Source organism: Sulfitobacter sp. 1A15106, assembly GCF_043556995.1.
Classification (GTDB): Bacteria; Pseudomonadota; Alphaproteobacteria; order Rhodobacterales; family Rhodobacteraceae; genus Sulfitobacter; species Sulfitobacter faviae.
The window spans coordinates 18201-38797 of sequence record NZ_JBIFFM010000005.1 but is presented as its reverse complement, the minus strand read 5'-3'; the positions used below and the strand labels follow the sequence as shown (position 1 = coordinate 38797).

Annotated in this window: 20 protein-coding genes; 9 read left to right on the top strand and 11 right to left on the bottom strand. The window is 63.3% G+C overall.

Annotated elements, in window-relative coordinates; translation table 11 throughout:
- Nucleotides 1-21 precede the first annotated feature (21 nt).
- The 7 genes from ACGYKA_RS09060 to ACGYKA_RS09030 form a co-directional block, all read right to left on the bottom strand.
- Nucleotides 22-612: a helix-turn-helix domain-containing protein gene (locus ACGYKA_RS09060; protein ID WP_394412365.1), complete on the bottom strand. Its 591-nt coding sequence runs from the start codon at nt 610-612 to the stop codon at nt 22-24.
- A 202-nt stretch (nt 613-814) separates the two neighbouring features.
- On the bottom strand, nt 815-1621 hold the full coding sequence (locus ACGYKA_RS09055) for a metallophosphoesterase family protein (protein WP_394411862.1): 807 nt from the start codon (nt 1619-1621) through the stop codon (nt 815-817).
- Nucleotides 1618-2406: an ATP-binding cassette domain-containing protein gene (locus ACGYKA_RS09050; RefSeq protein ID WP_394411859.1), complete on the bottom strand. Its 789-nt coding sequence runs from the start codon at nt 2404-2406 to the stop codon at nt 1618-1620. The genes ACGYKA_RS09055 and ACGYKA_RS09050 overlap by 4 nt, the downstream gene beginning before the upstream one ends.
- The gene (locus tag ACGYKA_RS09045; protein WP_394411856.1) at nt 2399-3373 is read right to left on the bottom strand and encodes an ABC transporter ATP-binding protein; all 975 of its coding nucleotides are present in this window, start codon (nt 3371-3373) and stop codon (nt 2399-2401) included. Before ACGYKA_RS09045 ends, ACGYKA_RS09050 begins: the two co-directional genes overlap by 8 nt.
- Nucleotides 3370-4188, bottom strand: a complete 819-nt coding sequence (locus ACGYKA_RS09040) for an ABC transporter permease (RefSeq protein ID WP_271688561.1) — start codon at nt 4186-4188, stop codon at nt 3370-3372. The genes ACGYKA_RS09045 and ACGYKA_RS09040 overlap by 4 nt, the downstream gene beginning before the upstream one ends.
- A complete protein-coding gene (locus ACGYKA_RS09035; protein ID WP_271688562.1) occupies nt 4185-5129 on the bottom strand; it encodes an ABC transporter permease in 945 nt (314 codons plus the stop codon). Before ACGYKA_RS09035 ends, ACGYKA_RS09040 begins: the two co-directional genes overlap by 4 nt.
- A 51-nt stretch (nt 5130-5180) precedes the next feature.
- Nucleotides 5181-6668, bottom strand: a complete 1488-nt coding sequence (locus tag ACGYKA_RS09030) for an ABC transporter substrate-binding protein (RefSeq protein ID WP_394411853.1) — start codon at nt 6666-6668, stop codon at nt 5181-5183.
- Nucleotides 6669-6903: 235 nt separating this feature from the next.
- On the opposite strand from ACGYKA_RS09030, the gene ACGYKA_RS09025 reads away from it, so the two are divergent.
- Nucleotides 6904-8034, top strand: a complete 1131-nt coding sequence (locus ACGYKA_RS09025) for an NAD(P)/FAD-dependent oxidoreductase (RefSeq protein ID WP_394411850.1) — start codon at nt 6904-6906, stop codon at nt 8032-8034.
- On the opposite strand, the gene rlmN is transcribed toward ACGYKA_RS09025, so the two are convergent.
- Both rlmN and ACGYKA_RS09015 read right to left on the bottom strand, forming a co-directional pair.
- Nucleotides 8031-9212 carry a 23S rRNA (adenine(2503)-C(2))-methyltransferase RlmN gene (gene rlmN / locus ACGYKA_RS09020; protein ID WP_271688565.1) on the bottom strand — a complete coding sequence of 394 codons (1182 nt, stop codon included), beginning with the start codon at nt 9210-9212 and terminating at the stop codon, nt 8031-8033. The two genes, ACGYKA_RS09025 and rlmN, sit on opposite strands and share 4 nt — an antisense overlap.
- Nucleotides 9213-9301: 89 nt before the next feature.
- Nucleotides 9302-9802, bottom strand: coding sequence for a MarR family winged helix-turn-helix transcriptional regulator (locus ACGYKA_RS09015; RefSeq protein WP_067261580.1), 501 nt, complete (start codon nt 9800-9802; stop codon nt 9302-9304).
- A gap of 234 nt (nt 9803-10036) precedes the next feature.
- On the opposite strand from ACGYKA_RS09015, the gene ectA reads away from it, so the two are divergent.
- From ectA to ACGYKA_RS08995, 4 genes are read left to right on the top strand one after another with little or no spacing between them, the layout of a single operon-like run.
- On the top strand, nt 10037-10570 hold the full coding sequence (gene ectA / locus ACGYKA_RS09010; RefSeq protein ID WP_394438632.1) for a diaminobutyrate acetyltransferase: 534 nt from the start codon (nt 10037-10039) through the stop codon (nt 10568-10570).
- A 52-nt stretch (nt 10571-10622) separates the two neighbouring features.
- Nucleotides 10623-11915 carry a diaminobutyrate--2-oxoglutarate transaminase gene (ectB, locus tag ACGYKA_RS09005; RefSeq protein WP_394411844.1) on the top strand — a complete coding sequence of 431 codons (1293 nt, stop codon included), beginning with the start codon at nt 10623-10625 and terminating at the stop codon, nt 11913-11915.
- 5 nt (nt 11916-11920) lie between these two features.
- Nucleotides 11921-12313, top strand: coding sequence for an ectoine synthase (locus ACGYKA_RS09000; RefSeq protein ID WP_067261585.1), 393 nt, complete (start codon nt 11921-11923; stop codon nt 12311-12313).
- Between the two features lie 5 nt (nt 12314-12318).
- Nucleotides 12319-13755 carry an aspartate kinase gene (locus tag ACGYKA_RS08995; protein ID WP_394411841.1) on the top strand — a complete coding sequence of 479 codons (1437 nt, stop codon included), beginning with the start codon at nt 12319-12321 and terminating at the stop codon, nt 13753-13755.
- Nucleotides 13756-14101: 346 nt separating this feature from the next.
- Here ACGYKA_RS08995 and ACGYKA_RS08990 read toward each other — a convergent pair whose 3' ends face one another.
- Nucleotides 14102-14626: an invasion associated locus B family protein gene (locus tag ACGYKA_RS08990; protein ID WP_082851954.1), complete on the bottom strand. Its 525-nt coding sequence runs from the start codon at nt 14624-14626 to the stop codon at nt 14102-14104.
- A gap of 186 nt (nt 14627-14812) precedes the next feature.
- Here ACGYKA_RS08990 and ACGYKA_RS08985 point away from each other — a divergent pair, with 186 nt between their 5' ends.
- Nucleotides 14813-15793, top strand: a complete 981-nt coding sequence (locus ACGYKA_RS08985; protein ID WP_209216824.1) for an asparaginase — start codon at nt 14813-14815, stop codon at nt 15791-15793.
- A gap of 54 nt (nt 15794-15847) precedes the next feature.
- Here the strand turns inward: ACGYKA_RS08985 and serB are convergent, their stop codons facing one another.
- Nucleotides 15848-16723 (bottom strand): phosphoserine phosphatase SerB, encoded by an 876-nt coding sequence (serB, locus tag ACGYKA_RS08980; RefSeq protein WP_394411838.1) that lies wholly within the window; start codon nt 16721-16723, stop codon nt 15848-15850.
- Nucleotides 16724-16877: 154 nt separating this feature from the next.
- On the opposite strand from serB, the gene ACGYKA_RS08975 reads away from it, so the two are divergent.
- The 3 genes from ACGYKA_RS08975 to ACGYKA_RS08965 all read left to right on the top strand — a co-directional run bounded on the left by ACGYKA_RS08975 (nt 16878) and on the right by ACGYKA_RS08965 (nt 20596).
- Complete coding sequence (locus ACGYKA_RS08975) at nt 16878-18041, top strand: phosphoserine transaminase (RefSeq protein ID WP_394411835.1); 1164 nt, start codon at nt 16878-16880, stop codon at nt 18039-18041.
- A gap of 95 nt (nt 18042-18136) precedes the next feature.
- Nucleotides 18137-19732, top strand: coding sequence for a phosphoglycerate dehydrogenase (gene serA, locus ACGYKA_RS08970; protein ID WP_209216830.1), 1596 nt, complete (start codon nt 18137-18139; stop codon nt 19730-19732).
- 135 nt (nt 19733-19867) lie between these two features.
- A complete protein-coding gene (locus ACGYKA_RS08965) occupies nt 19868-20596 on the top strand; it encodes a metallophosphoesterase family protein (RefSeq protein ID WP_394411832.1) in 729 nt (242 codons plus the stop codon).
- Nucleotide 20597: the final 1 nt, after the last annotated feature.

The following is a 20597-nucleotide window of genomic DNA, read 5'->3' as shown; positions in this document are numbered from 1 at the left end:
TCCGCCGCAGGTGATACGCCCTTACGGGCGAGACGACGCGAATGCGGTGGCGACTGCCCCTTCATTCGGACGTATTCTATTGGCGCCAGCGGCCTGTTCATATTGCATCCGCCCCACCCAAAGCACGCGGGCGGGTTTGTCGGTCTTGTTGGACCACGAATGCGGGCTGCTGCCGAGGTAATGCAGGCTGTCGCCGGGCCGCATAATATGCTCCCCCCCATCGACGACCTGCGCGATCTCTCCTTCAAGGATATAGATCACCTCTTCCCCCTCATGGACGACCTCTTCCGAGGCATAGCCCGGCGGCACGTTCATGATGTAGGAGGACAGCTCATGGCCCGGGAAATCCGCACCGATCTTTTCATATTCGATGGATGAGCCCGAAACGGCAAAGCGCGGACGCTCGGCGGCACGGGTCAGGCTGTCTTGGGTCTTGGGCGTATGGATGAAAAAACTGACATCGACCTGAAGCGCCACGGCGATCTGCGACAGGGTGCCCAGTGACGGCGTGGCCCGGCCCCGTTCGACTTGGCTGAGATAGCCCACGGACACGCCGGAGGCTTCGCCCAACTGCTGTAGAGTCAGGGACATACGATGACGCTGCTTGCGCATGCGTGCGCCAAGCGTCGATACACTGTCGCCATTGGCAGTCAGCAAATTCACCCTCCCCGTGAACAGCGGCCCGATCTCATGCCGGGTATAGCCTTTTCATGTCTCGCTGTGTGAAATTAAAAAGGTTGAGGGTCAACAATAATTTTTTTACTGCACCGCGGCGCAGGGCGCGAGGCTGCGGCCAGTGGGGGTGGATGTCATTCTACTCAAAGGATTTTAGCTGCGCCCGGTCGATCCGCGCCAATTCAGACGCCGTCGGGTCAAGCGGAGCAAAGGAAACGCTCAAGCCGCTGGGATGCCATTCGCAAAGGCCGAATCCAGTGCCCTCCACGATACGCAAGTCGCGGGTTTCGGTCAGGTCGATGGTGGAATGCAGCCCGTTGGAAATGACCACCGGAATGCCGTGCCAATGGCTCACCCGGTTCACATGCACATGGCCCGAGAGGATGCCCGCCACGCGCTGCCCCTTCAACATCTCGGCCAAACGCGCACTGCTCGCTGCGTCCAGACTGCCCCATGCGAGGGCCGCGGGATCAATGCGCGGCGGGTGGTGGATCACCAAGAGTTTCGCCAGATCGCCATGACGCTCAAGCGCGGCTTCCAGAAACTCGAACTGCGCGTCGTCCAGCGCCCCGGCCACCTTGCCCGGCACGCTGCTGTCCAAGGTGATGACATGCAGATCGCCCTGCGGCGCGTCGTGGAAATAGGGCGCATCGGCCAGCCCCGGCGCAAAGACCGCGTTGAACCCGTCGCGTTTGTCATGGTTGCCTAGGGCCATGACCAGCGGCGCTTTCAGCGGCTCCATGATCTCGCGCACAAGGGCATAGCTTTGCTGGTCACCATGGTTGGTCAGATCGCCGCTGGCCACCACGAAATCGGGCTGGGGCTCCATCGCGTTGATCACCTCCACCACGCGGCGCAGGGTGGCGGGCGTGTCGCTGTGCAGATGCGGGTCGTTCAGATCGGGATGCGAGATATGCAGGTCGGTCAGGTGGACGAAACGGGTCATGGGCGTACTCCTGCGGCTGTCAGCAGGGTTTTCGTATAAGGGTGCTTAGGTGCGCGCAACACATCAACCGCCGCACCGCTTTCCAGCGTCTTGCCCTGCTGCAGCACCAGCACCCGGTCACAGATCGAGCCGACCACCGCAAGGTCATGGCTGATAAACACCATGCCGAGGCCCAGATCATCCTGCAGGTCCATCAGAAGGTTCAGAATCTGCGCCTGCACCGAGACATCGAGGGCCGAGACCGCCTCGTCCGCGACCAACAACGCGGGGCGAGTGACGATGGCCCGCGCGATGGCGATGCGTTGCCGCTGCCCGCCCGAGAACTCATGCGGGTATTTGCCAGCGTCGGCGGAATGCAGCCCGACCTGCTCCAAGGCTTCGGCGACGCGGTGAGGGATATTCTCCGTCTCGCCAATGGCGCGCAGCGGTTCAGCGATGGACCAGCCGATACGGCGGCGCGGGTTGAGCGAGCCGAAAGGGTCTTGGAACACCATCTGAAAATCGCGCCGCAGGCTGCGCAGTTCTTGCCCCCCGAGCCCATGCAGATCGCGCCCCCGAAACAGCACCGCGCCCGCGTCCGGTCGCTCGAACGCCATGATCAGCCGCGCCAGAGTAGATTTGCCCGAACCGCTTTCCCCGACCACGCCCAAGGTCTCGCCTGCGTGCAGCGAAAAGGAGGCGTTTTCCAAAGCCGTCAGCACTGGCGGCGCACGCAGCAGACTTTGGCGCGACAGTTTGTAGCGGCGGGTCAGGTTGCGGACCTCTAAAAGCGGCGCGTCAGTCATGGCGCCCCTCCGTCAGCAGGTAACAGGCGGCGGCACGCCCCGCGTCGGTCTGCACAAAGTCTGGGCGCTGCGCAGCGCAATGAGGCAGCTCCACCGGGCAGCGCCCCGCAAAACGGCAGCCCTGCGGCAGCCCATGCAGCGGCGGAACCGCGCCCGGGATGGTCGGCAGCCTGCGCCGTTTTCCTTGGGCATCCCGCCCCGCCACGCCCGGATCAGGCCGCGCGCCCAAGAGCCCCTTGGTATAGGGATGCGCAGGTGTGCCCAGCACCTCTGCCGTGCGGCCCTGCTCGACCATATCGCCCGCATACATCACCACGATATCTTCGGTCGCCCGCGCCACGGCGGCGAGGTCATGGCTGATGAAAACCAGCGCCATCTGCCGCTCCCGCGCGAGCCGTTGCAGCAGGTCGGTGATCCGCAGCGCCACATTGGCGTCGAGCGCGGTTGTCGGCTCATCGGCGATCAGCAGCATCGGGTTGCAGGCCAGCGCCAGCGCGATCAGCACCCGCTGGCGTTGGCCGCCGGACATCTTATGCGGGAACTGCCGCAGGCGACGGTCGGGATCGGGAATGCCCACCTCTTCGAACAGGCTCAGGGCGCGGGCACGGGCAGCGCTGCGTGTCAGCCCGTCATGCAGCAACATCGGCTCCATCACCGTGTGGCCCACCCGACGCAGCGGATTGAGCGCCGCCATCGGTTCCTGAAACACCATCGCCACGCGGCGGCTGCGCAGCCTCTGCCAATCGCGCTCAGACGCGGTGGCCATGTCCTGCCCGTCGATGCGTAGCTGTCCGGTCAACCGCGCGCTTTCGGGGGCCATGCCCATCAGACAGAGCGCCAGCAGCGTCTTGCCCGAACCGCTTTCGCCCACAACTCCCAAACGGTCGCCGCGCTCGATCACCAGATTGGCGTCGCGCAGGGCGGCGGCAGTGCCGAAATGGATCGAAAGATTGCTAAGCTCAATCATCGCGCGCGCACCAGTCGGGGATCGGTGATATCGCGCAGCCCGTCGCCCAGCAGGCCAAAGCCCAGCACGGCCACCACGATGCACAGCCCCGGATAGATCGCCAGTTGCGGGGCGAGGTACATCAGCGTCTGCGCCTCCGACAGCATCCGCCCCCAGCTCGACGCGGGCGGCTGCGCGCCGAGGCCGAGATAGCTCAGCGCCGCTTCGGCGAGGATCGCCACGGCGAACTCGATGGTGGCCTGCACGATCACCGCCGCGGCGATGTTGGGAAGGATGTGATCCCGACTGATCGCGAAGCGCCCGCGCCCGGCGGCCCGCGCGGCGGCGACATAATCGCGCGTCCAGATCTGGTTCGCCGAAGCGCGGGTGACGCGGGCGAAAATGGGAATGTTGATGAAGGAGATCGCCAGTACCGCGTTGGTCAGCGACGGCCCGAAGACCGCCGCCAGCATGATCGCGAACAACAGCGCTGGAAAGGCAAAGCCCAAGTCGGCGAGCCGCATCACCGCATCCTCGACCCAGCCGCCAAGCGCGGAGGCCAGAAGCCCCAGCCCCACGCCGATGCTGCCGCCCAAGAGCACCGCCACCAGCGCCACGGTCATCGAGTTGCGCGCCGCCGCCATCAATTGGGCCACCACGTCGCGGCCCAACTGATCGGTGCCCAGCCAATGCTCCGTAGACGGTGGGGCGAACTTGGTGGAGATCGACATCGCCTGCGGGTCATGCGGGGTCCAGACGAGCGACAGCGCCGCCACCCCGACGACGAGGCTCACCAGCAGCGCACCCAGCAGGAAGTTCGCCGGAAGCCGCTTCATGCCCGCGCCTTCAGCCGGGGGTCGATGACGACGTAGAGCAGATCGACCACGAAATTCGCCGTCACCACGATAGCGGCGAACAGCATCACCAGCGCTTGCACCGTGGGCAGGTCGCGGTTGGCGATGGACTGAAAGATCAGCCGCCCCAGCCCCGGCAGGTAGAAGACGTTCTCGATCACGATTGTGCCGGTCACTAGGGCGGCGAACTGCATGCCGACGATGGTCACGATGGGCACCAGCGCATTGGGCAGCACGTGCCGCCAGAGCACCCGCCGCCGCGAGAGGCCACTGGCGCGCGCGGTGCGCACGAAATCCTGCCGCATCACCTCCAGCGCCGAAGAGCGCGTGACCCGCGCCAGCACCGCCGATTGCACCAGCGCCAGCGCCACCGTGGGCAGGATGAGCGACCGCAGCGCCGCCGCCGGATCGTCCCAGCCCGCAAAGCCGCCTGGCGGCAACCAGCGCAGCTTCACGGCAAAGAGCATAACGAGCAGGATCGACAGCCAGAAGGCGGGCACGGCGATGCCGAGCTGGCTGAGAAACATCACCCCCCAGTCGCCAGCGCGCCCATGCTGCGCCGCCGCCGTGATGCCAAGGCCCAGCGCCAGCACCAGCGTCACCAGCATCCCCGCGACGGCGAGGGAGATCGTCATCGGCAGGCGTTCGGCAATGAGTTCCGATACCGGCACGCGAAACGAATGACTGAGGCCGAAGTCACCCTGCAGCGCGTTCCAGACCCACGAAACATAGCGGGTCACCAGCGGCTCGTTCAGCCCCAGCTGTTCGCGCAGCGCCGCGATGGCATCCTCGCTGGCGTCCATGCCAAGGATGGTCAACGCCGGATCGCCCGGCAGCACGTTCATCACGGCAAAGACGACGAGCGATACGGCGAGCAGGGTCAGCACGAAACCGAGCGTGCGGCGGAAAAGAAAATAGGCCACGAAGTCAGGTCCAAGAGCCGCGGCGCCCGGGGGCACCACGGCCGTTTCAGGTCAGTTAGCGATGCTCACGTTCTTCAGCGGCATGTAGAGCACGGGCGAGGAAGACCAGTAGCCTTCGACCTCCTGGCGGAAGACGCCCAAGAGAGGCAGTTGGAACAGAAAGCCATGCACCGACTGGTCGGACAGCATCTGCTGGCCCTGCTTGAGCAGTTCATTGCGCGCCTCGGCGTCGACCTCAGTTTGGATCTTCTCCCACAGGGCGGTCATCTCGGCATTGTCGTAGCCGTAGAAATAATCCGGGCCGCGGGCGAAATTGCCCATGTCGTTGGGGCTGGTGTGGGCGATGATGGTCATGTCGTAGTTCTTCTTCTTGTAGACCTCATCGATCCAGAAGCCCCATTCGACATTCTCGACCTTGGCGTCGATCCCGGCCTCCGACAGCTGGTTCTGGATGATTTCGGCCGAGCGAGTGGCGTAAGGGAACGGCGGCACGCGCAGGGTCATGGTGGCCCCCGCAACCCCCGCCGCCTCGAACATCTCCTCGGCCTTGGTGCTGTCATGCGGATAGGCGTCCGTCAGGTCGACATAGGCGGTGCCATGCGGCGGGTAGAAGCTGCCGATCGGCACGGCCTGGCCGTACATCGCGCCCTCGATGATCTCGTCCCGGTCGATGGCGGTGGCCACGGCGCGGCGCACCTCGACATTGTCGAAAGGCGGCTTAGCGTTGTTCATGGCAAGGATCACTTCGCCCTCGGTCGAGCCGACGTTGACGCGGAAGCGCGGGTCGGCCTCGAACTGCGGCAGCAGTTCCGGCGCGGGGAAGCCGGGGAAAGCGTCGAGTTCTTCGGCCATCATCGCCGCAGTGGCGGCGGCCGGGTCAGAGATGAAGCGGAACACCACCTTGTCGAGCGCCACCTCGGCCGCATCGCGGTGATCGGGGTTCTTGACCAGCGTCAGCCGGTCGCCGCGGGTCCAGCTGTCGAACTTGAAGGGGCCGGAGCCCACCGGATTGGCGTTGTTGGTCTCCACGCTTTCCGAAGCCACGATGGCGCTGTCGCCCTGCCCCATGTTGAACAGGAAAAAGGCATCCTTGTTCTTGAGCGTGATCTCGACCGTCTGGGGATCGACCGCCTTGACGCTTTCGATCGGCTCGAAAATGTCCTTCGACGGGTTCACGCTGTCTTCACCCATGGCGCGGTCGAAGGAATAGACGACATCGTCGGCGTCGAGCGTGCTGCCGTCGTGGAAGGCCACGCCTTCGGCCAGTGTGAAGGTATAGGTCAGCCCGTCTTCCGACACCTCCCAAGACGTCGCGAGATTGGGTTGCACTTCCCCGTTCTCGGCCACGATGGTCAGCGATTCGAAGACGTTCTGCGTCATCATGCTGTCGATGGAGGCGGTGGCATCCGCCGTGGGATCGAGCGACGTGGGCTCCTGCTGCATGCCGATGACAAGCTCGGCAGCGGCGGAAGCCGAGGCCATCAGGCCAAAGGCCAGCGTCAGCGCGGGAAGGGTTCTGGAAAGGGTCGGTTCGGACATGGGGCAGCACTCCTGTGGGTCGGGGCGCGTTCGGCATCACCGCATGCGCCCTTTGTGACAGACTGCGCCGGGCGGGGCGTTCGGTCAACGGCTTTACCGCGCCGGGCGAAAATTTCATGCAATTGCAACAATATGGCGGATTTATACGATTGCCCGCAGGGGCAGAGGCGGACCGCGCTTCGGCCCTTTTGCCCCGCCGCGGGCGGTGCTAGCCTCTGCGCAGAGAGGGCAGAGTATGAACAATTCAACGACAGGTTTCGATTGCATCGTGATCGGTGCGGGCATTGCGGGCGCCTCTGTCGCCGCTGAACTGTCCAGCGACCGCCGGGTGCTGCTGCTGGAGCGCGAAAGCCAGCCGGGCTATCACACCACGGGCCGCTCTGCCGCGCTGTTTACGGTGACCTATGGGCCTGAGGTGATCCGCGCCCTCTCCCGTGCCTCTGCCGCTTTCTTTCACGACCCTGCCAGCCCGCATCTGGCGCATCTGCTGCTGGAACCCCGCGGCGCGGTCTTCGTCGCGCGGCAGGACCAGCAGACATCGCTCGCCCGCACTGCTGAGGAGTTGGGCCCCCATGTCACCCCGCTGAGCGGGGCCGAGGTGGCTACGCTCGTGCCGCTGCTGCGCAAAGGCTATGCCACCGGCGGGCTGCGGGACGCTTCGGCGGCGGATATCGACGTGAACGGGCTGCATCAACATTACCTCAAGACCTTCCGCGTGGCGGGCGGCGTTTTGCAAACCAAGGCCGAGGTGCAGGCGCTTCGCAAAGAGGGTGACTGGCAGGTCGACACGAACCAAGGCACCTTCCACGCGCCGGTGATCGTCAATGCCGCAGGGGCTTGGGCGGATGAAATCGCCACGCTGGCCGGGTTAAAGCCTGCGGGCCTCACCCCGAAACGCCGAACGGCGCTGACGGTGGCCCCGCCCGAGGGCATGGTGCCGGACCGTTGGCCGATGGTGGTGGATATTGACGAGCAATTCTACCTCAAGGCCGATGCAGGTAAACTGCTGATCTCTCCCGCCGATGCCACGCCCTCACCCCCCTGCGACGCACAGCCCGAGGAACTGGATATCGCGATCTGCATCGACCGGATCGAAACCGCCTTCGACCTTGAACGTCCGCGCATCGAAAGCCGCTGGGCCGGGCTGCGCAGCTTTTTGCCCGATGGCGATCCGGTGGCGGGGTATGATCCCGAGGGGGAAGGGTTCTTCTGGCTCGCAGGTCAGGGCGGCTATGGCATCCAGACCGCCCCGGCGCTGGCGCGGGCCGCGGCGGCAATGGTGCGAGGCGCGGAAATCCCCGGCGACATCGCCGCCGAGGGTGTTACTGAAGAAGCGCTTTCGCGGGACCGCGCGGGGCTGGCTTAACCGCCCAGACCCGCGTCCGCTTCGATCTGTTTGCGCGACTTGCGCGCGCGCTCGGTCGCTGACTTGAGCTGACCGCAGGCCGCCATGATATCTTCGCCGCGCGGGGTGCGGATGGGTGAGGCATAGCCGGCCTGATAGATGATGTTGGCGAAAGCCCGGATGCGGTTGTTCGACGACCGCTCATAGGGCGAGCCGGGCCATTCGTTGAAGGGAATGAGGTTGATCTTGGCCGGGATGCCCTCAATCAGCTTGACCAGACGATGCGCGTCCTCGTCGCTGTCGTTCACGTCCTTCAGCATCACGTATTCAAAAGTGATCCGCTCGGAATTGCTGACCTTGGGATAGGCTTTGAGCGCCTCCAGCAGCGCCTCAATGTTCCAACGCTTGTTGATCGGCACCAGCTTGTTGCGCACCTCGTCGGTGGTGGCGTGGAAGGACACGGCCAACTGGCAGCCGATCTCAGCGGCGGTGCGGTGAATCTCGGGCACGACGCCGGAAGTCGACAGCGTGATGCGGCGGCGCGAGAGCTGGATACCTTCGGGGTCCATCGCGATCTTCATCGCATCGCGCACGTTCTCAAAATTATACAGCGGCTCGCCCATGCCCATAAGCACGATATTGCTCAAAAGCCGGGTTTCATCCTTTGGCGCGCCGATTTCAGGCCATTCGCCCAGATCGTCACGCGCCACCATGACCTGACCGATGATCTCGCCCGCCGTGAGGTTGCGGACCAGCTTCTGGGTGCCGGTGTGGCAGAACGAGCAAGTCAGCGTGCAGCCCACTTGGCTAGAGACACAAAGCGTGCCGCGCCCCTCTTCGGGGATATAGACCACCTCAACCTCATGACCGCCCGCGATCCGCACGAGGTATTTGCGGGTGCCATCCTCGCTGACCGCGCGGGTCACCACCTCGGGCACTTCGATCACGAATTTCTCAGCCAATTGAGCGCGGTAGCCCTTGGCGAGGTTGGTCATCGCGTCGAAATCCCGCACGCCCCACTGGTAGATCCACTGCCAAATCTGCCCCACACGCATCTTCGCTTGTTTCTCGGGCGTGCCATGGGCGATCAGCGCGTCGCGCATGGCGTCGCGGGTCAGGCCGACAAGGTTGATCGGCCCTTCGGGCAGCTTACGGGGAAGGGTCATCACGTCTTGGGTGATGGGCGCGGAAGCGGACATTTCAAAGACTCACTGGCTAGGGATGGGTCTCTATATAAGAAAAGGCGCGATTTGCAAAAGGGTTTGGCCGCCGAGGTCTGGGACCGCGTTCAATAGGTCTTCTTGCTTGTCCGCAATTCCCCCGTCGCGAGAACCGGCGCGGCATCCAGACTGTCCACGTTCAGCATTGCCGCCACACGCTCCAACGACGACACCAGCTGCGCCTGCTCCCAATCGGCGAGATCCGCAAAGGCGCGGACGTAGCGCTGTTGCAGCGCATCGGGAGCTTCTTCCAACACATCCTCGCCTTGGGCGGTCAAGGTGATGTTGGTCTGCCGACGGTCCTGCGCCGAGGGCTGGCGCGAGACCAAGCTGCGCGCCACCAGCTTGTCGACCAAAGCGGTCACGGTGGCTTGGCTCACCCCCATCTGATTGGCGAGGGTCTTGGCCGTCGGGTCTTTCTTCTCTCCCACGATCTGCAAAACGCGCAGCTGCGCAGGGGTCACCCCCGCGGCCTGCGCCAGATCGCGCGCATAGAGTTCGGTGGCCCGCAAAATGCGGCGCAAAGCGATCAGACTTTCGTCGACCCGGTCGGGATGTTTCTGCGTCATGGTGCATCATTGCACATTGGCGGCATTCTCAGCAATCGCTCAAAACCCGCCTGATCGCTTAGCGTAGCTAAGCGAAGCCGCCTAATTTCGTTCGGAAAACGAAACAAATATGCACAGTTCTATGGCGCTTAAAGCACGCTATAAGCGCATTTTGAAGTAATTTGCTTTGATTGTTGAAGTATTACCGCGCATGACTTATTTAGCCTATCGAAACAATTAGGGAGCCACGAACGGATGCAGAATAAACTCGACATGAAAAAAGCCCGCACACCCAAGCTGCGCAAGCCCAATGCCGAGGACGGAGCCACCATCTGGCGGTTGATTCGCGACTGTAAGCCGCTCGACGAAAACTCGCTCTATGCGAACCTGATCCAAGCCGACCACTTCCGCGACACCTGCGTGGTGGCCGAGTTGGACGGGGATATCGTGGGCTGGATCTCCGGCCATATGATCCCTGCCCAAGATGCTTTCTTTGTCTGGCAGGTCGCCGTCAGCCCCAAGGCCCGTGGCCTTGGTCTGGGTAAAACCATGCTGATGGAACTGGTGAACCGGGATGAGACCGAGGATGCTAAGACCCTCAAGACCACGATCACCCGCGACAACGACGCCTCTTGGGGGCTGTTCCGCAGCTTTGCGAACCACATCGGCGGCGATCTTTCCGATGCGCCCCACTTTACCAAAGACGCCCATTTCGAGGGCGCACATGACACCGAACATATGGTGACGATCACGCTGCCCGAGACTGCCGCGCTCAAACGCGCCGCGTAATCCGCAGCTGACAATTCACACGACAGCCTCTCTAGAAGAGAAAGGAATTCCTATGCCTAAGGACATGGCACAGAACACAACGATCTTTACCCGCCGCGAGAGCGAAGCCCGCTCCTACTGCCGCGGTATGAACGCCGTTTTCACCCGCGCCAGCGGCTCGGAAATGTTCGATAGTGAGGGCAACCGCTACATCGACTTTCTCGCCGGCTGCTCTTCGTTGAACTACGGGCACAACGACCCGGACATGAAACAGGCGCTGGTGGAGCATATCACCGCGGATGGCATCGCTCACGGCCTCGATTTTCATAGCGAGACTAAGGCGGCCTTCCTCGAAGCCTATGAGGAGAAAATCCTCAAGCCGCGCGGCATGGACTATAAGGTCATGATGACCGGCCCGACCGGCACCAATGCCGTCGAAGCCGCGATCAAGCTGGCGCGCAAGGTAACAGGCCGCACCAACGTGATCTCCTTCACCAACGGTTTTCACGGCATGACCATGGGCGCGCTGGCGCTGACTGGCAACAAAGGCAAGCGCGGCGGCGCGGGCGGTGGATCGCTGGCGGATGTGACCCATATGCCGTTTGAGGGTTCGCTGGGCGAAAACGTCGACACGCTGGAGATGATCGACGCAATGCTGTCGAACCCGTCTTCGGGCATCGACGCCCCTGCGGCCTTTATCTTTGAGCCGATCCAGGGCGAAGGCGGTCTGAACGCGGCCTCCGACGCATGGATGCAGGGCATCGAGAAGATCGCCCGCAAACACGGCGCGCTGCTGATCATCGACGACATTCAGGCCGGCTGTGGCCGTTCGGGCAGCTTCTTCTCGTTCGAAGCATCCGGCATCAAGCCTGACATGATCACCCAAGCGAAATCGCTTTCCGGTTTCGGCCTACCCTTCGCGGCTCTGCTGATCGCGCCTGAGCATGACATCTGGAAGCCCGCCGAGCATAACGGCACCTTCCGCGGCAACACCCATGCTTTCGTCACCGCCCGCGTCGCGATCGAAAAGTTCTGGTCTGATGACACCTTCGAAAAGTCGCTGGCCGAGAAAGCCGTGCTGCTGACCACTGCGCTCAAGGATGTGGCCGATCTGGTCGACGGCGCCACGCTCAAAGGCCGCGGTCTGATGCAGGGCGTCGATGTCGGCTCGGGCGAACTGGCCGGTGCCATCTGCGCGCGTGCCTATGAATTGGGCCTCGTGATCGAAACATCGGGCGCGAACGACGAGATCGTAAAATATCTTGCCCCGCTCACCACGCCGGAGAAGGTTATGCGCGAAGGCTTTGATATCCTTCTTCAAGCGACCCGCGATGTGACGGGCAATATGAAACTGGCAGCGGAGTAATACCGATGATTGTACGCGATTTTAACAAACTTCAGGGCACAGACCGTCACGTGGCGGATGCGAAATGGACCTCCACACGGATGCTTCTGGCCGATGACGGGATGGGGTTTTCCTTCCACATCACCGTGCTTGAGGCCGGGTCGGAACACACGTTCCACTACAAGCATCACTTCGAGAGCGTCTATTGCATGAAGGGCAAAGGCTCGATCACCGATCTTGCCACCGGCGAGACGCATGAGATCACCCCCGGCGTGATGTACGCCCTGAACCTGAACGACAAACACACCCTGCGCGCAGAGGAAGAACTGCACATGGCGTGCTGCTTCAACCCGCCGGTCACCGGCAACGAAGTGCACCGCGAAGATGGTTCCTATGCGCCTGCCGAGGAGGTCGCTTAAGTTTTATGACTCAACCGTCCCACACTGTCGAAAAAATCGGCGGGACGTCCATGTCCCGCGTGAACCAACTCAAAGATACGCTCTTTGTCGGTAACCGTAAGGGCGCGGACATCTATGGGCGCGTCTTCGTGGTCTCCGCCTTTGGCGGGATCACGAACCTGTTGCTGGAGCATAAGAAATCCGGCGAGCCGGGCGTTTACGCCCATTTGGCCAATGCCAGCAACGATCACGGCTGGCACGAGGCGCTGACCCGCGTCTCGGCCGAGATGCAGCGCGTGCACCGCGAGGTGCTGGAGCATCCCGGCGACATCGAACAGGCCGACGCCTTTGTCTCCGAGCGCACCCATGGTGCCCGCAACTGCCTGATCGACCTGCAACGCCTTTGCGCCTATGGCCACTTCCGCCTGTCGGAACACATGTTGCAAATTCGCGAGCTACTGTCCGGTCTGGGCGAGGCGCATTCCGCCTTCGTCACCACGATCCTGCTGCAGCGCGCTGGCGTGAACGCCCGTTTCGTCGACCTCTCGGGGTGGCGCGACGAGGGCAACGTGACCCTCGACGAGCGCATCGCGCAGGCGATGGAGGGCATCGACCCTCATACGGAAATGCCCATCGTCACAGGCTACGCGCAATGCGCCGAAGGCCTGATGCGCGAGTTCGACCGCGGCTATTCCGAGGTGACCTTCTCCAAGCTCGCCGCCCTCACCGGCGCGCGGGAGGCGATCATTCACAAGGAATTTCACCTGTCGTCCTGCGACCCGAAACTGGTCGGCGAAGAGGCCGTCAAGAAGATCGGCCGCACCAACTACGACGTGGCGGATCAGCTGTCGAACATGGGGATGGAGGCGATCCACCCCAAGGCGGCCAAGACCCTGCGCCAAGCCGACGTGCCGCTGCGCGTGACCAATGCTTTCGAGCCCGAAGACCCCGGCACGCTGATCGACGACCGTCAGGCCGAGGCGCCCGCGGTGGAGATCGTGACCGGTCTCGACATCGTTACGCTTGAACTGTTCGAGCAGGACATGGTCGGCGTCAAAGGCTATGACACCGCGATCCTCGACGTGCTGACACGGCATAACGTGCGGATTGTCTCGAAGGTCTCGAACGCCAATACGATCACCCATTATCTGGACGCTTCGCTGAAAACGATGCGCCGGGTGGAGAAGGATCTGGCCGAGATTTACCCCACCGCCGAGATCACCACCCGCACGCTGTCCATGGCCTCGGTCATCGGGCGCGATCTGAACGGTCTCTCGGTGTTGCAGCGGGGCCTCGTGGCCATCGCAGAGGCTGGCGAGACGGCGATCGGCGCGAGCCAAGGGCCGCGCAACGTGGACGTGCAGTTCATCGTCGAGCGGGAAAGCCTGCAACCGGTGATCAAGGCGCTGCACGGCGCGTTTATCGAAGAAGAGGTGGCGGCGCCGCTCTCGCGGGCGGCCTGACGCCGGAATATACGACGTATCCTTAGCCGCGGCTCCCGAAAGGAGGCCGCGGCTTTTCGTGCGAGGGCCATCGCCTGCCCGCGTGTCGGCGAACCGACATATTTTCGATACCACTTTATGCCTCAACCATGATGTGCGCCCGCGAGGTCGGGCCCAACCTCACTAAATCGCCTACCCGGTCGCACCGAAGGTGCGCCCAGCATGGTCTGGCACGCCTCTGGCGTGACGGGCGGCCAGGCGATGGCCCGGCGCCTACGGCTTGTCTCGGGCCCGGGAGGCACGTTCACCACAAACAAAAACGGCCCCGCAATCGCGAGGCCGTCCCAAACTCTCAAATCGCAGAGGCTCACCCCCCGCAGCGTTTCTCCGCATCTTCCACCGCAGCGGTGAAGCCCAGAAGCGAGAATGTGTCCTTGGTCTGCGTCCCGCGCGAAGACTTGCCGACCAGCGTCGCATCCGCACCGCGTTTCATCGCGGCGATGATCTTGGCGTCATCCGCTGTTGTCGCGGGCCATGCCCATTCGCCTTCGGTGAACAACTCATAGGTATTGCCCGAAATGCTCATCGTCACGGTCGAGCCCGAGGCGAAAGGATAGCCGCCGGTGAAAGCAACCTGACCCTTGGCCTCTGCCGAAGGACGATAGAATACCATCAGCAATGTCTGGCCCCGGTTCACCGCCACCACACGCCCATCGCGCGTGTTGACCACTTCCTTGGGGGTCGAGACGCCCCAGCATTCCGTCGGGTTATCTTCTACAAAGACGCTCCAGTCGGTCTTGGCAGCCACCCGGTTGGTGCTCTGCTCCTGCGCCACTGCGCCGCTCGCCACAAGGGCGAGCGCCCCAAGTGCAAGACCACATGTCTTCATCATTCCCATCTGTCCAGCCTCCAGCCGTCCTTGACCTCAACACGTCCACAGACCCCAACCGGGCAACCTCGGGCGGGTTGCTCTCTTGCGGGTGTCTGTTATCTGTTCGACACCAACCACAATAACGGCAAACGCGCGACCGACGAAACCCTGATTGGCAGGTTTTCGCCCAGAAACAGGATGAACCTCATGACCAAAGCAGCCCCCTTTGCGGAAATCTGGCGCGGACCCTTTCTGGAAAGCGTGCATTCCGGTCACGCCGTGATCTGCGACGCCAGCGGCCAGATCGTCGAGGCTTGGGGCGACCCGGAAAAGGTCATTCTGCCGCGCTCTTCTTCCAAGATGATCCAAGCGCTGCCGCTGATCAATTCCGGCGCGGCCGACAAGGCGGGGCTGAGCACCGAGCAACTGGCGCTGGCCTGCGCCTCGCACCAAGGGGCCGCCATCCACACCGACCGGGTGGGCGTCTGGCTCGACACGCTGGGTCTGGACGACGACGCCTTTCGCTGCGGCCCGCAGGAGCCCGCCGACCGCGACGCGATGGAGGGGCTGATCCGCGCCCATGAGAAACCCTGCCAGATCCACAACAACTGCTCGGGCAAACACGCAGGCTTCCTGACGCTGAACCAACATCTGGGCGGCGGCGCAGATTACGAAAAGCCGGAGCACGCGGTGCAAAAAGCCTGCCTTGAGGCTTTCGAGACGGTCACTCAAGAAACCTCCCCCGGCTATGGGATCGACGGCTGCTCGGCCCCGAACTACGCCTGCACCCTGCACGGCATGGCCCGCGCCATGGCCCATTTCGCCGCCGCCCCCGAAGGCTCTGCCGAGGCGCGCCTGCACGAAGCCATGCGCCTGCACCCCGAACTCGTCGCGGGCGAAGGTCGCGCCTGCACGGAACTGATGCGGGCGATGGATGGCAAGGTCGCGTTGAAAACCGGGGCCGAAGGGTTCTTCATTGCCATCTGGCCCGAGCGTAAGCTGGGCATTGCATTGAAAGCCGCTTGCGGCACCACCCGTGCCGCCGAATGTGCGATCACCGCGCTGATGGTCAAACTGGGGGCGCTGGACGCCAACCACCCCGCCGCGCTCAAGCGGATGAACGCGCCGATCAAGAACTGGCGCGGGCTTGAAACCGGTATGCTGAAACCGGCGGCGGGGCTGCTTTAAGCCACTCGCGCTGCCGCTTGGATGAAACGAAGCGGCAGTGCCACGCGGGCAGGCTCAGCCTGCAAATTCGCTACGCGCGTAGCCTTGCACGAACAGCAGCGCGGTCAGATCGCCAAAGTTAATGCGGATGTCACATTCCGCCGCGACAGAAGGCTTTGCATGTAGCGCCACGCCCATGCCCGCGCGCCCCAACATGCCCAGATCATTGGCACCATCACCCAAGGCGATGACCTGATCCTCGGTGATCCCCAGCTTTGCCGTGATCTCTTCCAAGGCAGTCACCTTGGCCTCACGCCCGAGGATCGGAAGCCCCACATCGCCCGTCAGCGCGGCCTGTTCAACCAGCAGCGTATTGGCGCGATTCTCATCAAAGCCCAGCATCTCGGCCACTTTGGCTGTGAAGGCGGTGAACCCGCCCGAGACCAGAGCGGCATAGCCGCCGTTGGCCTTCATTGTGCCCACCAGCGCCCCGCCGCCGGGCATCAGGGTGATCCGCTCGGCCAAGACCTTGTCGATCACGCTGGCTTCCAACCCTTTCAGCAGGCCGACCCGTTCGCGCAGGGCGCCGTCGAAATCCAACTCACCGTTCATAGCGCGGGCGGTGATCTCTTTCACACGCTCCCCGACGCCTGCCTCATCAGCCAATTCGTCGATACATTCTTGCTGGATCATTGTGCTGTCCATATCGGCCAGCAGCATCTTCTTGCGGCGGCCCTCTGTCGGCACGATCACCAGATCGACCCCCATGGACTGGCAGCTTTCCCAGACATCCCAACGGTTTTCCGGCATCTGGGCCAGCGAAAACTCCGCCGCCTCATCCGGGGCCAGCCAAAGCGCGTCACCCCCGCCCCAAGCATTGCGCAGGCTTTCCACCAGCGCGGGGTCGAGGCTGGGGTTGGTGGGGGAGGTCAACAAGATTGCCGTGAACATAAGTTTCCGATCCGCATCATTCGCGCCGCGCAAAGCGACATGACCGGCGTCCTAGCGTCATTTTGCGACTTGCGCCAGCCCGGCCTCCCCGCGTATCCCGGCAAGTGGGACACCCTTCCCCAACGAAGGGCGAATATCTGAGAGGGTAGCATCAATGGCTATTGAACAACCGGCACCGCGCCCGGAAGCGAAACCTGTTGCCGTACCGGCAAACCCGCGTTTCTCCTCCGGCCCCTGCGCCAAAATCCCCACATTCGACCTGACCAAGCTTGGCGATGCTCCGCTGGGCCGCAGCCACCGTGCCGCGCCCGGCAAGGCCAAGCTCGCAAAGGCGATCGAGACCACCCGCGAAGTGCTCGGCGTGCCCGCCGACTACCGCATCGGCATCGTGCCCGCCTCCGACACCGGCGCTTTCGAGATGGCCATGTGGTCGCTCCTAGGCGAACGGCCCGCCGAGATGGTCGCTTGGGAAAGCTTCGGCGCGGGCTGGGTCACCGATGTGGTCAAGCAACTGAAGATCGAGGCGCAGGTCCACACCGCCGAGTATGGCGAGATCGTCGACATGGCCGCGCTGAACTATGACAACGATGTCTGCTTTACCTGGAACGGCACGACCTCTGGCGTGCGCGTGCCCACCGGCGACGTGATCCCGGCGGACCGCGCGGGGCTCACGCTTTGCGACGCGACCTCCGCCGCCTTCGCGCAGGACCTGCCGTGGGACAAGCTCGATGTGACAACCTTCTCTTGGCAGAAGGTGCTGGGCGGCGAAGCGGCGCATGGCATGCTGATCCTCAGCCCGCGTGCTGTCGAGCGGTTGGAAAGCTACACCCCCGCGTGGCCGCTGCCTAAGATCTTCCGCCTGACCAAGGGCGGCAAGCTAAACGAGGGCATCTTCCGCGGCGAGACGATCAACACGCCGTCGATGCTCTGCGTCGAGGATTACCTGCTGGCGCTGGACTGGGCCAAATCCGTGGGCGGCCTGAAAGGCCTAATCGCGCGGGCCGATACCAACACCAAGGCCGTGGCTGATTTCGTCGAAGCGCATGACTGGATCGACTTCCTCGCCACCGATCCCGCGACACGCTCCAACACCTCGGTCTGCCTGAAGTTCACCGACGACCGCATCGCAGACGGCGCCGCCTTTGCCAAGGCGGTGGCCAAGCGGCTGGCGGAAGAGGGCGCAGCGCTGGACATCGGCGCCTACCGCGATGCTCCTCCGGGCCTGCGCATCTGGTGTGGCGGCACGGTCGAGACGGCGGACATCGAAGCGATGCTGCCTTGGCTCGAATGGGCTTTCGAAGCCGAAATCAACGCGTGACGCGATGGTGCGCGAGGATCGCGCACCCTACTCCCCCCTCTCGTCGGCTGCGCGTCTCTGCGCACCGCTGACCCCGTTTATGAAGGACCAGACAAATGGCCCCCAAAGTACTCATCTCCGACAAACTCTCCGAAGCTGCCGTTCAGATCTTCCGCGACCGCGGCATCGACGTGGATTTTCAGCCCGATCTGGGCAAGGACAAAGACAAGCTGGCCGAGATCATCGGCAACTATGACGGCCTCGCCATCCGCTCGGCCACCAAGGTGACGGAAAAGATCCTCGCCAACGCGCCGAACCTCAAGGTGATTGGCCGCGCGGGCATCGGCACCGACAACATCGACAAGGAAGCCGCGTCGAAACAGGGCGTGATCGTGATGAACACGCCCTTCGGCAACATGATCACCACCGCCGAACATGCCATCGCAATGATGTTCGCCGTGGCGCGGCAGATTCCTGAGGCAAGCGCCTCCACCCATGCGGGCAAATGGGAGAAGTCCAAGTTCATGGGCGTCGAGCTGACCGGCAAGACGCTGGGCGTGATCGGCGCGGGCAACATCGGCGGAATCGTCTGCGACCGCGCGCGCGGGCTGAAGATGAAGGTCGTGGCCTATGACCCCTTCTTGGGCGAGGAGAAGGCCGAGAAAATGGGCGTCGAGAAGGTCGAACTGGACGAGCTTCTCTCCCGCGCCGACTTCATCACCCTGCACGTGCCCTATACCGAGCAGACCGCCAATATCCTCAGCCGCGAGAACCTTGAAAAAACCAAGCCCGGCGTGCGCATCATCAACTGCGCCCGCGGCGGTCTGGTGGACGAGGAAGCGCTGGCCGACCTGCTGAAGTCGGGTCATGTGGCGGGCGCGGGCTTCGACGTCTTCGCCGAGGAACCGGCGAAAGAAAACCCGCTCTTCAACCTGCCCAACGTGGTCTGCACCCCGCACCTCGGTGCCGCGACCACAGAGGCGCAGGAGAACGTGGCCCTACAGGTGGCCGAACAGATGTCGGACTACCTGCTGACCGGCGCCGTCACCAATGCGCTGAACATGCCCTCGGTCACCGCCGAGGAGGCCAAGGTCATGGGGCCGTGGGTCAAGCTGGCCGGTCACTTGGGTGCCTTCATCGGCCAGATGACGGATGAGCCGATCAAGGCGATCAACATCCTCTACGACGGCTCGGTCGCCAAGATGAACCTCAAGGCACTGAACTGCGGCGTCGTGGCGGGCATCATGAAACGCGCCAACCCGGACGTGAACATGGTCTCCGCCCCCGTGGTCGCGCGTGAGAAAGGCATCCAGATCAGCACCACCAACCAGGACAAGTCCGGCGTTTTCGACGGCTATGTCAAGGTGACCGTGGTGACCGAGAAGCGCGAGCGCTCCATCGCGGGCACCGTCTTCTCGGACGGCAAGCCGCGCTTCATCCAGATCAAGGGCATCACCATCGACGCCGAGATCGGGGAGCACATGCTCTACACCACCAACGAAGACGTGCCGGGCATCATCGGCACATTGGGCCAGACCATGGGCGAGAACGGCGTGAACATCGCCAACTTTACTCTTGGCCGCCACACCGCCAAGGGCGAGGCGATTGCCCTGCTCTATGTCGATGATCAGGTGCCCGAGACGGTGATCGGCAAGCTGCGCGACACCGGCATGTTCCGGCAGATCAAGCCGCTGCAATTCGACGTGGCCTAAGACCCGCACGACCTGCACAATCTGGAAGCGCCCCCTCGTGGGGCGCTTTTGCTTTTGGGACATTGTCGGGCCTAAGCCTTCCCTTCCCCGCCGCTTTGCGGCATCACGAGAGGGTGCAGAAGGACAGGAACGATCATGCCCAGCCCCATCTATGCCATCGGAGACATCCACGGTTACGCCGCCGAGCTTGAGCGCGTTTTGACCCTCATCGAAGAAGACGGCGGGCCGGACGCGCAGATCGTCTTTCTGGGCGATTACACCGACCGCGGCCCCGACAGCAAAGCGGTGATCGAGCGGCTGGCCCAAGGCAAGGCCGAGGGCCGCAATTGGACCTTCCTCATGGGCAATCACGACCGTATGTTCAGCTGGTTCATGGAGGATTTCCCCCGCCACGATCCGCTGCTGCTGGTTGAGCTTAACTGGCTGAACCCGCGTTTGGGCGGTGACACGACGCTGAACTCCTACGGCGTGTCGGTCAGCGGGCGCGACCGGATGTCAGAGGTGCATGAGAAAGCCCGCGAGGCGGTGCCGCAGAGCCATGTGGATTTCCTTAAGACCCTCGCCCTGTCGCATCAAACGCCCGGCCTGTTCTTTGCCCATGCGGGCATCCGCCCCGAGGTGCCGCTGGACGATCAGCGCGAGAATGATCTGCTGTGGATCCGCAAGGAGTTTCACCAATACACTGCGCCGCACCCCAAGCTGATCGTCCATGGCCACACGCCGGTCGACAGCGCCATGCACTATGGCAACCGGGTGAACCTCGACACCGGGGCGGGCTATGGCAAACCGCTCTGCGCAGCGGTGTTCGAAGGGGAGGACGTTTGGGTCCTTACGCAACAGGGGCGCAATCGCCTGCGCCCCTGAG